Annotated in this window: 1 protein-coding gene and 1 pseudogene; both read left to right on the top strand. The window is 58.8% G+C overall.

The features are described 5' to 3' along the window. Window positions 1-288: 288 nt before the first annotated feature. The gene (locus V7730_RS09415) at window positions 289-13764 is read left to right on the top strand and encodes an Ig-like domain-containing protein (RefSeq protein WP_335747343.1); all 13476 of its coding nucleotides are present in this window, start codon (window positions 289-291) and stop codon (window positions 13762-13764) included. Between the two features lie 136 nt (window positions 13765-13900). Continuing rightward, a pseudogene (locus V7730_RS09410) lies at window positions 13901-14195 on the top strand (hypothetical protein); the annotation flags it as partial.

The following is a 14195-nucleotide window of genomic DNA, read 5'->3' as shown; positions in this document are numbered from 1 at the left end:
TTGTCAGCCGTTAATATTAATTAATTTTGCGTTTCCAAAATATTAACAATGAGTTAACGTAATTTTAACGAGGCGGTTTTTTTGGGGAGTTCTTCGCTAGTCTAATTGAAAAATTTTGGTCTTTAGCCCTAATTTACTTCCATCAGCAGGTCTAATTGCCAAAGCAAGATTCGTGCCTAATTTTTTTTTGTGTTTTTTTCGGTAAATGGGCAGCGTCCGTAATTCAATTATAGCGAGAAGTATATTCAAATAACCTCCGGTTGCATTTACCTTCTGGAGTACACTTAAATGGCTAATTTCAATCTGATATCAGGCACGGATATTTTTGCGGGTATTGAAGGCGAAACAAATCAGTTTTTCAGCCTCTCCGCGGACCTGACATCAGCGGATATTATTACAGGCTCTTCTGTTGTGGGGCTGCGCGACCGGCTGATCTTTACGGACGCGGGCACTATTGTGGCCTCCAGCTTCGACAATGTATCGCACATAGAATTCCTCACATTTTACGAATCCATCACCGTCACTTTGACGGAAAACCTGATTGCGGCCTCCGATGAGGGCGTCTTCACGATCAACGCCAGCGGCGGCGATGACTACATCGACGCCAGTGCGGTTACCGCCGTGGGCAAGACCCTGCGAATTGATCTGGGTCTGGGCGATGATACCTACATCGGTGGCGCCGCAGACGAGCGTTTCAGTATCACTGCGGGCAGCCTGACGTCCGGCGATGTTATCTCGGCAGGGGCCGGTTATGACGCTCTGGCTTTTGCTGCTGGCGTCGGGGTTTTTGCTGCAGATATGGCAAACGTCAGCGGCATTGATTTGATCCAACTGACCGGCAACAACAGCATTAGCTTGGTCGACGGTGTGGCTCAGGATGGTACCCTGATCGTCCAGTCGGTTTCTGGCAATGGGAACGTTGTCGACGCAAGCGGTCTGACGACTGACGCTGTGCGCTTCCTTGCGGGCGTTGGGGCCGAAACCCTGCGCGGCGGCGGCGGTGATGACACTTTCATGGTGAATATTGCGGCGGGCCAGCTTGAAAGCGGCGACGTATTCGAGGGTAACGGCGGCCAGGACTCCATGCGGTTCAGCACGGGCGGGTCTATTCTGGCGGGTGATCTTGTTGGCGTTTCCGGGATCGAGACGTTTGTTGCCGGCAGTGCAGCCATCAACATGCAGCTTATCGACAGTCTGGCAGTAGATGGATCAATCCGTTTTAACTCCACGGTAGGGGATCACGTCATTGACGGGTCCGCACTGTCAACGGCGCGGGTCATCGCCAGCTTCAACAATGGCGATGTTACCTTCACCGGAGGTCAAGGCAGAGACGCCGTGCGCATGCGGGGCGACCAGCTGACTGGCGCCGATACGCTGGACGGCGGCGCAGGCGATGACCGTTTGCGCATTGTTCAGGGCGGTACGGTTACCGAGGCTGACCTTGCAAACACAACCGGATTTGAACGCATTGACCTGATCTCGGCCACTAATTTTACGCTCAATGACGGGGTTGCGTCGGGGGCCAGCCTGACTGTCGATCTGTCTAACGGGGCAGATACCTTTGACGGTAGTGCGGAAACCTCGGCTTCGCTCAATTTCCTGGACATCGGGAATCGTGATTATGTCATCGGCGGTGCTGCCGATGATACGTTTGTGGTGGATACAGACGGTTTTGCGTCGGTTGCAGGGGGCGGGGGGCTGCTCAATGTAATGGAGTTGGGCAAGGGGCTGGCAGCGCTGGATCTAACCAACGCCGCCCTAAGTTCTAAAATTACCGACATTCAGGTCATTGATCTGGTCTCAAGCAACGGATCGGCCAAAACCCTGACCATTGATGCTGCGGCCATCGCTGCCATAAGCGGTGCGGGCAAAGCTCTGTATGTGACAGGTGCATCTAACGACAATGTGGTCATGCAGGGCCAGTGGACGGACGCTGGGTTGTTCTATGACCCTGCAATATCCTCGGTTCCATTCAACACCTATGTTGGGGCCAATGGTGAAATCCTGCGCGTGCATTTCGGCATGACGGTAACGGCTGAATTGTCTTCCGCCCCGACCGATCTGGATCTGTCGGCAGTCACCGTGGCTGAAAATGATCCTGGCGCCCTGATCGGTGCGTTTACTGTCACCGATTCGAACGCTGGGGACAGCTTTAGCTTCACGGTCAACGACAGCCGGTTCGAGGTTGACGGTTCCGGCCAGCTGAAGCTGACGACGGGCACCACACTGGACTTCGAAGCGGAGCCAACCGTGAACGTCATTGTCACCGCCACAGACGCGGGCGGCCTGACCTACAACGAGACCTTCACGATCACCGTAACCGACGAGAACGAAGCGCCTGCCGTTGCGCTGGCGAACACAGTGACCAGCGTTGCCGAGAACACCGCCGTGGGCGGCGGGCTGCTGGTTGCGGACATCGCGGTGATGGATGATGCGCTTGGCACCAATGTGCTGGACCTGACGGGCACGGATGCGGCCAGCTTCGAGATCCGCGGCACGCAGCTGTACTTCATCGGCGCGTCCCCCGACTTTGAAACGCTGAGCAGCTATGACGTGGAAGTGCGCGTGAACGACGGGGTGAATCCGTCTGCAACGGCGCCGCTGACACTTGCGGTGACGGACGTGAACGAAGCGCCTGCGGTTGCGCTGGCGCCTACGTTTGCGGTGGGGAACACAGTGGCCAACGTTGTTGCCGAGAACACCGCCGTGGGCGGCGGGCTGCTGGTTGCGCGCATCGTGGTGATGGATGATGCGCTTGGCACCAATGTGCTGGACCTGACGGGCACGGATGCGGCCAGCTTCGAGATCCGCGGCACGCAGCTGTACTTCATCGGCGCGTCCCCCGACTTTGAAACGCTGAGCAGCTATGACGTGGAAGTGCGCGTGAACGACGGGGTGAATCCGTCTGCAACGGCGCTGCTGACACTTGCGGTGACGGACGTGAACGAAGCGCCGACAGACATCACACTTTCTGCGGCATCGGTTGCGGAGAACGCGGATGGCGCGGTGATCGGCACGCTGGCGGGCGTAGACCCTGACGCTGGGGACAGCTTTAGCTTCACGGTCAACGACAGCCGGTTCGAGGTTGATGGTTCTGGCCAGCTGAAGCTGACGACGGGCAGCACGCTGGACTTCGAAGCGGAGCCAACCGTGGACGTCATTGTCACCGCCACAGACGCGGGCGGCCTGACCTACAACGAGACCTTCACGATCACCGTAACCGACGAGAACGAAGCGCCTGCCGTTGCGCTGGCGAACACAGTGACCAGCGTTGCCGAGAACACCGCCGTGGGCGGCGGGCTGCTGGTTGCGGACATCGCGGTGATGGATGATGCGCTTGGCACCAATGTGCTGGACCTGACGGGCACGGATGCGGCCAGCTTCGAGATCCGCGGCACGCAGCTGTACTTCATCGGCGCGTCCCCCGACTTTGAAACGCTGAGCAGCTATGACGTGGAAGTGCGCGTGAACGACGGGGTGAATCCGTCTGCAACGGCGCCGCTGACACTTGCGGTGACGGACGTGAACGAAGCGCCTGCGGTTGCGCTGGCGCCTACGTTTGCGGTGGGGAACACAGTGGCCAACGTTGTTGCCGAGAACACCGCCGTGGGCGGCGGGCTGCTGGTTGCGCGCATCGTGGTGATGGATGATGCGCTTGGCACCAATGTGCTGGACCTGACGGGCACGGATGCGGCCAGCTTCGAGATCCGCGGCACGCAGCTGTACTTCATCGGCGCGTCCCCCGACTTTGAAACGCTGAGCAGCTATGACGTGGAAGTGCGCGTGAACGACGGGGTGAATCCGTCTGCAACGGCGCTGCTGACACTTGCGGTGACGGACGTGAACGAAGCGCCGACAGACATCACACTTTCTGCGGCATCGGTTGCGGAGAACGCGGATGGCGCGGTGATCGGCACGCTGGCGGGCGTAGACCCTGACGCTGGGGACAGCTTTAGCTTCACGGTCAACGACAGCCGGTTCGAGGTTGATGGTTCTGGCCAGCTGAAGCTGACGACGGGCAGCACGCTGGACTTCGAAGCGGAGCCAACCGTGGACGTCATTGTCACCGCCACAGACGCGGGCGGCCTGACCTACAACGAGACCTTCACGATCACCGTAACCGACGAGAACGAAGCCCCTGTGGCAGTGGCCGACGCGGCAACGGCCATCGAAGCGGTTGTTGTTACGGCCACTGGTAACGTGCTGACCAATGACAGCGATGTGGATTTCGGTCAGATGCTTGCCGTAACCGAAGTAAACGGCACGGCGCCGGTAACCGGAACGATCACAGTGATCGGCACGTATGGCACACTGACGCTGGATGCGGCGACAGGTGGTTATACCTATGCGCTTGGCGCGAACGATGCCCTGTTCGATGGGCAGATTGTCACCGAAACCTTCAACTACACGGTCACCGATGATGGGTCCGGCCCGCTGACCGCGTCTGCGGCGCTGACGGTGACGATCACCGGTACCAATGATGTGCCAGTGGCTGTGGCCGATACGGCGTCTGTGACCGAGGACACGCAGGTCACGGCCGTCGGCAACGTGATTTCTGCCGCCTCTGGCAGCAACACGCCCGGTGCAGGCGATGCCGCAGACACCGATGTGGACGCAGGTGCAGTGCTGAGTGTGACAGCAGTGAACAACATGGCCGCTTTGGTCGGCACAGCGATCCAGGGTGAATTCGGTAGTCTGACGCTCGATGCGGATGGCGATTATACTTACAGCCTCGGAGTGACACCCAAGGTGGATGCCCTGAAGGCCGGAGATGTCCGGACCGAAACCTTCAGCTATACCATCACCGACGATAAAGGGGCTACGTCGACAACGAGCCTGACCGTCACGGTCAATGGCACGAACGACACGCCAACGCTGGCGATCACACCGGCCACCGGCACACAGACATCTGGTGAAACCCTGATCGTGGCAACGGCTGCCGACATCGTTGATCCCGAGCTGCAAATCGCCAGCCTCTCGTTTGATCTTGCGGCGGTTTCCGGAGTTCTCGACGCGGCAGATGCGCTGGTTCTGGATGCGGGCTTTATGAGCACGCTGCAACTTCTCGGCTTCAACGTTACGGGTGACGGCAATACCTCGAGCTTTGTGATCTCGGCGCCGCTGGGTGATCCGATTTCGCCTTCGCTGGCGGAAACCATCCTCGAGAATGTGAAATACGCGGCGGGTGATACCAGCTTTGGCTTTAACGCCGAAGACCGCACGGTTTCAGTGACTGTGACAGACGGCAATGCCGCAACGTCCCTTGCGGCAGTTGTAACGATCGACATGGCGGCAGACGTGTCGGACACAGGCGGAACTAACGTGTTTGTTGGCGCCAATCTGGCGGATAACATTCTGGGTCTGACGGGGAATGACACCATCACGGGCAATGGCGGCGATGACACCATTGATGGCGGTGACGGTGTGGATACGGCGGTCTATTCAGGTGATCGGGCAGATTATACGGTTGGCGCGGTATCAGATCTGCTCACCGGATTTGTCGGGAGCTTTTCGAGTGTTGCCGATGATGCTCCAGCTGTCGGTTTTCCGGTGGATGAGGGCACCGATACGCTTGTCAGCATCGAGGTCGTCAAGTTTGACGATACTGAGCTCCGCCTTGACCATGCGGTGCAGCTGTTCAGTCGCGGTGAGCTGGTGGCGACCTACAGCCTGATCCAGGACGCGATTGATGCAGGGGTGGACGGCGACACCATTCTGGTCAACGGCGTCGGCGGGCCCGGTGTGACGGCCTATACAGGAAACGAGGCGCTGGACATCGACAAAGGTGTCACGATCCGCGGCCTTGGCAGTGTGACAGTCCAGTCTGTCGTCGTCAGTGATGGTGGTGCGGGTCAGGTTGTGGACGTTGACAACATTGATGTCGCGGCCGGCAGCAGCGCAAGCAGCGCGATCCAGATCGATGATACAGCGACCTATGCCTCCGTTACCTTCCAGAACGGCGATGTGAGCGGCGGCACGCAACACGGGCTTTTGGTCGGAACGGGTAACAGCACTGTGCTGGCATCCAACACGGCCAGCAACGTCTCAGAGATTGCAATCATCAACGCCGCGTTCAGCGGTAACGGAACATCACCGTCCTATGGATCGGGCGGGCTGACGTTCTTTGGTTTCAACAACGACATCACTCTGACTGACGTGAGCGTCATGGGCGGTATGTCGACGCACAACGGGATCCAACTGCGTGGTCTTGATGCCATCGCGGCTTCGGGGAACATCGCTCTGTCCGGAGTGAGCGTTAACGGTGCCTTCGTTAACACGGGCGTGGCGATCTATAATTTTGCCAACCTCGACGGGTTGTCCTTTGACGGAAGCGGCGCGGCAGGGTCGCTGGATATCGACGTGACAGCGGCCTTTGCCGGTCTGAACATCGACGGTATCGGAGGAGATCTGGACCTTGCAGCAGTGACCGGTCTTTCGGTTGCCAACGGTGCGTCGCTGGACATCTCGATCGGTGCTTTGACTGGATCGGGCGGCAATGCCTTTACCGGAAATGACAGAAATGTTGCGCTGAACGGGCGTGACGGCGACGACGTGCTGACGGGTGGCACAGGCGTTGATGTCGTTCTGGGCGGCGCGGGTGCGGATACCATCGCTACCGGTGCGGGCACCGACGCGATCATTCAGGTCAGTGGTGAAGGCACCGGTGACATGATCGACGGTGGCGCGGATACGGACTCTGTCTTGCTGATTGATGCCGCGGCTGCGGATGACACTGTTGGTGTGGTCTATGATGGTACGGCCATCACATCTCTGGGTGGTGCAACCCTGACCGGGGTCGAAGCGGTAACAGCTCATGCGGACACGACCCTTGTGTCGGGCGGCTTTGGCGCTCTGGCAGGTGATGCCGGATCCGATACGCTGGACTACACCGGCACCACGGTGGGCGTGTCTGTTGATCTGGCGGCGGGGACCGCGACTGGGTTTGTCGCGAACCTTCTGGCGGTAGGAGCGCCGGCAACGGCGATTTCCGGCTTTGAGAACGTCACGGGTGGATCGGGTGACGACGTGCTGAATGGCGATGCGTCGGCCAATATCATCGACGGTGGTGTGGGCGCCGATACCACCACGTTCAGCGCCACGCTTGAGGCCTTTGATGCTTCCGGCAAGGCGTCTGCGGTGACCCTGACAGCGACAGGCTGGCAGGTGAATGCGGGAGGCGCAAACGTCGACACGCTGGCGAACATGGAGATCGTCGAACACGGCGGCGGGTCCATCCTGCTGGTGGGCAACGGCGGGTATGCCACTGTGCAGGCCGCTGTGGACGCGGCGGCAGACGGAGATACCATCCTGATCGCAAACGGTAGCTATGCCGAAGACGTGGTACTGGATGTTGCCGTTGATCTGATCGGTGCCAGCGGCACGCTGGCGGATGTCACGCTGGGATCAATCCGTCTGGATGCCGCCATCTCGGCGGCTGCCGAAGAGATCACCATTGCCAACCTGACCCTTGACGGGTCGCTGTCTGCGGCCAGCAGGGGCATCGTTTATGACGGCAGCTATGATGGCACGGATGCCGCACTTGCGGGTCTGACATTCTCTAACCTTGATATCTCGGGCTATGGTCAGGGCGCTGTTCTGGTCAATGGCGGCGGTGTGACCCTTGATGTTGCACTTACCGATGTGACCGTAAGCGATGCAGGCGACAACGGTGCCGCGAGCGGTACAAGCGGTATCACCCTGTTTGAATTCCGCGGCGACGCCGACTTCACGCGGGTTTCTGTGGCGGGGAATGGAACAGGTGTGGCCGCCGATGTGGATCACGGCATCCAAATCGCGGGCTTCCGTCAGAGCGATTATGCGATCGAGGGCGCCATCGGCGATGTGACCTTCACCGATGTTAGCGTGACTGGCACCGTCGAGAAAACCCTTGTCTATGTTCAGGGCTACAACGACTTTGCGGGCCTCGACTTTACCGGTGGTCTTGAGCTGAACGGTACTGCCACCTGGACCGGGCTTTATATCGAGCCACGGTCGACCGTCGGCAGCTATGCCATTGCAGCGGCACCGACACAGATTGACCTGACAGGTGTGGACGTGACTGGCGGTACCTACGGCAGCAACCCGTTTTTTGCGACCACGGGCGGCTCGGGTACTGTCGTGTTCGGCACCGGCTTTGATGGCTTGATCACCGGATCCGGTAGCGATCCGGCCTTTGTCAGCGATGTGCTGGTGGGCATGGCGGCCAATGAAACTATTAGTGGTGGCGCAGGGGATGACCTGATCATCGGCGGTGGCGGCAATGACAGCATCCTTGGCGGCGACGGCAACGATAGCATCCTTGCGGCGGCGAATGATGGTGCGGATGTCATTGATGGCGGTGCAGGCGATGACACGTTGCTCATCGCTCCAGCAGCAGCCGAGACCTTCACCGTAGCCCAGAACGTAGGCAACGGGGTAGATATCACGGTAGGCACGCTCAGCAGGGCCACGGGCATCGAAACGCTGGACATCAACGTCAGCAACGGCGCAAACACGGTCATCCTGACCGGCGATCTAGCGGCAGAGGGGATGACCGATGTGACCGTCTCCGGTGATGGTACATCCACGGTTGGCGTGCAAGACGATGCAGTCGATGCCTCCGGCCTGACGTCCGGCGCGGGTACCACTGTCTCGTTTGATGGCGGTGGCGGCGACGATGTGTTCAAGGTCAATGACGGTGCGACATCCAACGTGTTCACCGCAGGTGAGGATGCAGGCGACACTGATACCGATACGCTTGACTATTCGGCGTTCACCAGTGGCGTGACCGTTGATCTGGACGACAGTGGCGCAGTCACAGGCCAGTCGGCGACAGGGTTCGCCAGCGTCTCGGGCGTTGAAGACGTTGTTGGCAGTGCGCAGGCAGACGTGATCAGCGGTGACGGTGATGACAACCTGATCACCACGGGCGGCGGTTCCGACACCGTCTCTGGCGGTGCAGGTGACGATACCGTGGTTGTGGCAGCAGGCACTTATGTCTTCACATCCAACGCGGATGGCAGCGTCACCGTCGACAACGGTTCCGATGAGGTCGAGATCGCAGCAGATGTCGAAACTCTGACGATCGGGGCGACCAGCTTTGATCTGACCAACGATGTGCGTGTGATTGATGCGGGCGGCGCGTTGGTGGCCACCTATGCCACCATTCAGGGTGCGGTCGACGATGCTGCGACGCTGGACGGCATGACGGTGCAGCTTCTGGGCTCGGCGAATGCTGTCGACTTTGATGAAAGTGTCAGTGTAGACAAGGCACTGTCCTTTGTCGGTGTCGATATCGGAAACGGCTTGCCTGTTGTGACCTCCACGTCTGGGGATGCCTTCCAGCTTGTGGGCAGCATTGACGGCGGCACGGGCAACATCTCGTTCTCGAACCTAACAATTGACGGGGCGGCAAACGGCATCATGGCGGCCGCCAGCCTCCAGATGGGCGCGCTCAGCCTCAAGGACGTCTCGATCCTGAACTCCGGATCTTATGGCGTTCGTGTCGATCTGCCGGCCGATGATGCAATCGTGAGCCTGTCGGTCACAGGTGTCGGGACATTCAGCGGCAGCGGGGTCAATGCGATCCGCGTGGACGATGCGGTAACAACCACCACGATTGCGGGGGATGATGCGACCAATCGCCTGATCTTTGCGGATAATGGCGCGGGCACGTCCGGCGGTGACGGCGACATCAGCTTCTTCCAGTTCACCAACGATGCATCGCTGTCTTTCCTGACCCTCACCGGCGACGGTGTAGGAACAAACGGCGTAACGGCAGCGGGAAGCCAGACCGGCATCCAGTTCCGGGGTGACGCGGGCTCTCTCGGGACAGTTTCGATCAATGACGTCATTCTGAACGGCAGCTATTCACGTCAACCTGTAGCCGTCTTCAACTATGATGAGATCGACGGGCTGAGCGTTGATGGTCTAACCATCAACGCCGATAGCACATGGTTCGGTACAGCCATCAACATCGACGGTGTTGGCGGCAATGTCGACCTGACCAACACCGTGGCGGCCAACGGGGCGACCTTTGTCAATCTGACGGGGCCAAATCTAGTGACCAACAGTGATGTATTTGCCGTGCAGGGCGATACAACTGGTGCCCAGATCCTTGAGGGCGGCGCTGATAATGACTTTGTCCGCTCGAACGGTGGTGCAGATGTCCTGATCGGCAACGGTGGTAACGACAGCCTGATCGACAGCGGAAGTGCGGGCGAGAATTCGACCTTCGATGGCGGCGCGGGCGACGACTACACCTTCGGCGGCACCGAAACCGATACAGGTGCTACAGTGGGCGAGGGCGATACAGCGCTCTACACCTCGACGCTGAGTGCTGCCAATATTACCGCAGGCAACTTCATGACGCCGACAGGCACCAGCTTTGACGGCTGGCAGGTGAATGCCACAGCAGGCGGCGAAGGTACGGACCTTCTGGATGATATCGAGATCGTGCAAGCGGTCGGTGGACGGTTCCTGCTGGTTGGCAACGGTGGGTTCACCACAATTCAGGACGCGGTGGACGAAGCGCAAGCCGGCGACACCATCCTGATTGCGTCGGGTACCTATGCAGCGGATGTGACAGTGGACAAGGCCGTGACCATTCTGGGTCTTGCCAATGGCACAGACGGTACCTTGCATACGCAGGGTAACGGCTCGATTGTGAACGGCACCATGACCGTAACGGCGGCAGCGGGTGCAGTGATCATCGATGGTCTTGAATTCCTGAACGGGACTGACGAAAACACTACGTTCAACGGGCTTGTTTTGTCCGGCGCGGCGGACATCACCGTGTCCAACAACCTGTTCTATGCCAGCAATGCAGTAGGGAACGGGCTTAACCCCAATCAGGATCGTGCTCTGTATGTTAATACAGCCGCGACAGGTGATATCGACATCACTGGCAACCTGATCACGGGGGCGTCGGTCGGAAAGTACAGTACCGCAGCCTGGCACAGGGCTATCTGGTCCGATGGCGCAGCAGCAACGCTGGATATCACCGAGAATACCATCAACAGTGCCCGCACGGCGATGAATCTGGACAGCTTTGACAATGCCACCAGCACCATCAGCAACAACGAGATCCAGAATGTAGGGTCCGGTATTGCTGTGGGTGTGGGCAGTGACAGCACCCTCACTAGCATCACCGACAACGTCTTCACCGATGTTGATACGGACTTCAATCTGGGCAACCTGAACACCTCGGTTGTGTTTGATGCGGGTACAACCGGCAACACGGCAGGGGCCAGCGCAACAGATAGCTTTGATGTGAATGGCACGATGGTTATTCTGGGCGGTAGCGTCGGGGATGATCTGGACGGTACCGACGGGGCCGATATTATTCTTGGCAATCTCGGCGATGACACGATCGATGGCGATGCAGGCAGCGATTGGCTTCAGGGTGGCGGCGGTGCCGATGTTCTGAGCGGCGGGATCGGTGCCGATGCGATTGATGGCGGTACCGAAAATGATCAACTCAACGGTGATGCGGGCGATGACTACCTAAGGGGTGGTACGGGCGCGGATACCATCGATAGCGGTGCCGGTTCGGACACTGTCTATGGCACCGACGGTGCAGGTGACGAAGCCAACACCGCGATCGACACTGCCACTTATGCGGCAGGGGCGGGCGTGACCTGGAACGACACAACCGGAAACTGGGAAGTGACCGAAGGCGGCGACACCGACATCCTTTACGGGATCGAGACAGTCACCATCGCCGGTCAGACCTATCAACTGGTTGATGACGATGCGACCCAGGGTGGCTTTAGCTCTGTCAGCGAAGCACAGGCTGCGGCGGTGGATGGTGATATCATCCTTGTTGCAGGCGGCTCCTATGCCGGTGCCACAATCACCAAGGCTGTCACGGTCATGGGGATGGGCGAGGGCAGCACCGCTGCGGACACGGTGTTCACCAGCGGCTTCTCTCTGGCGCTTGATGGCGACAAAGCCGCGGGCACCGTCGGGTTCGAGAACCTTGCGATCACAGCGGCAAGCGGAGTGGGCATCAACGCCGATGCAGCGAATAAGGCGATCCTCGGTACGCTGAATATCGAAGATGCCCGGATCGAGGGCGGCAACTCTCACGGTCTGCTGGTATCGGGCCGCAAGGCCAGCGCCTTCTATGACCAGGCGGGTGTGCAGAATGTGATCGTCACCGACAGTGCCTTTGTCGACAACGCGCAGGTGAACCAGAACGTTGCAAGCCTGTTCCTGTATGAGTTCGACGGCAATGCGACGATCACCGATGTGACTGTCTCTAACGCTGTTACGGGCGCAAACAGCGCCGCCTATCTGGTGCAGATGGCAGGCTTTGACGGCCCGCGGTATGACCAGAAGGCACCGGCATCGGGTTATGTCGGGGGGTCTTATGACGTCCTGACGGCGATGGGTGCGGTGGTGATTGACGGACTGGATGTGACCGGTGAAAGCCGCAAGGTCAGCTTCTATGTTCAGGGCTATACCGACATGACCGGTCTTACGATCACAGGCTCCACTGTCGATACGGTCTCGGGTTGGGGCAAGCCGGTCATCATCGATCCGATGGCCGACCAACTGCCATCCGGTACGCCCAATGATGCGGGCAATGGCGGTTCGTTCTTCAATGAAACCGGTGCCAACGGCTCCTACGATCTGAGCGGCCTGACGGTCACGCAGACCGGCATTCAGTTCAACGAGGTGCAGGGCACGACCCAGAACGACACCATCACCAGCAGCAACGCCAATGATGAAATCGTAGGTTTTGCCGGCAACGATGTCCTGAACGGGGGAGGGGGTGCGGATACCTTCATCTTCGATACGGATGACGGTACGAACACGGTTGATGGCGGCGCCGGAGACGACACTGTTAGGGCAACCGCGACGGATGAGGCGCTCTCGGGCTTCAACGTTTCGGAGACATCGTTCACCGAATATACGGCGAGTGGCTATACCGTGAACCATTCCAATGTTGAAACCATCGAATTGGTCGGGTCCGGTTCAAACAACAGCTTCTCCTTCCTGGAGAAATCGCTGGATGCTGTTCCACTTTATGATGTGGATGGCTACACTGGCACGGACACTCTGAACTTCCTCAACTACACCGACAATGCCACTGCGGCGGCAGTCACGGTATCCTTGATTGGCGGTACATTCTCGCAGACGGGGGCCACACCGGTTCACAGCGTCACCAACGTAGAAAACGTCAATGGCAGTGGCGCCAGCGACTTCATCATCGGTGATAACCTGACCAACCAGCTTGTCGGTTCCGGTGGCAACGACACCATCAACGGTCTTGGCGGTAACGACACGATCGTGGGCGGTAGCGGCAATGACGAACTGTTCGGCGGCGACGGTCAGGATCTTATGGTTGGTGGCGCTGGAGCGGATCTACTGAACGGGGGCACTGGTCCGGACCAATTCCGGTACGATCACCTGAGCGAGGGCACCAGCGATGGTCTATATGACCTGATCCTGTCCTTCAGCACCGCCGAGAATGACGAGATCGTCATCTCGCGTATCGGTAGCGGGTTCGAGGGGCTGTCGGGTGGTGCCAGTGGCTATCTCGACTCCGATAACTTCGTGAACTCCGGCGTGGCGGCGGCCACGGGCCAGTACTTTGGCGGAAACCCGGGCCTCTCGACCTTTGTTCTGGACGATAGTGGTTCCAACGGCCTGCGCGCCTTGTGGTATGACGATGACGGTGACGGCTTTGCGGTGAAGATGGTTGAGTTCAACACGGCCTCCAACCTGTCTGCCTTTGACGAAGATAGCATCTTCCTCGATGGCACCTTCCTTTTCTGAGGCTGACACGCGTCACAAGACAAGCCGGCGGCATCCCTTGCGGTGCCGCCGGTTCTGTCGCAAACTTTTCTGCTTTCGGAACGCCCGTCGATGTTGCAGAGCTCGTTTGAAGAAATGACGGGGCGAGTTTGACGGAATGGCGATTGATTTCAAAGGCGTGGACTATCCGAAAGCTGTGGCCTTGCACGCGGTGTTTTTCTACGTTCATTAAGCCGTGTCCTACCGAGACCTTGAAGAGATCATGGCTGAGCAGTGCGTCATTGTTGATCACGCGACGCTGAACAGCTGGGTGGTTAAATTTTCACATTTGATCGCCGCAAACGCTCAAGCCCGGAAGCGGGCTACGGCGAATTCGTGGCGGATGGACAAAACTTACATTGTCAACGCCGGACTAAAACTGCACCAATCGCCGGAGAGAAAGTGCGCCACTT

This window comes from Sulfitobacter sp., from assembly GCF_036961165.1.
Classification (GTDB): domain Bacteria; phylum Pseudomonadota; class Alphaproteobacteria; order Rhodobacterales; family Rhodobacteraceae; genus Sulfitobacter.
This window is presented reverse-complemented; position numbering and strand designations above follow the sequence as displayed.

Bases quoted from the DNA above. Each gene is read 5' to 3' on its own strand.
- V7730_RS09415 (WP_335747343.1), top strand. From the start codon at position 289: ATGGCTAATTTCAATCTGATATCAGGCACGGATATTTTTGCGGGTATT.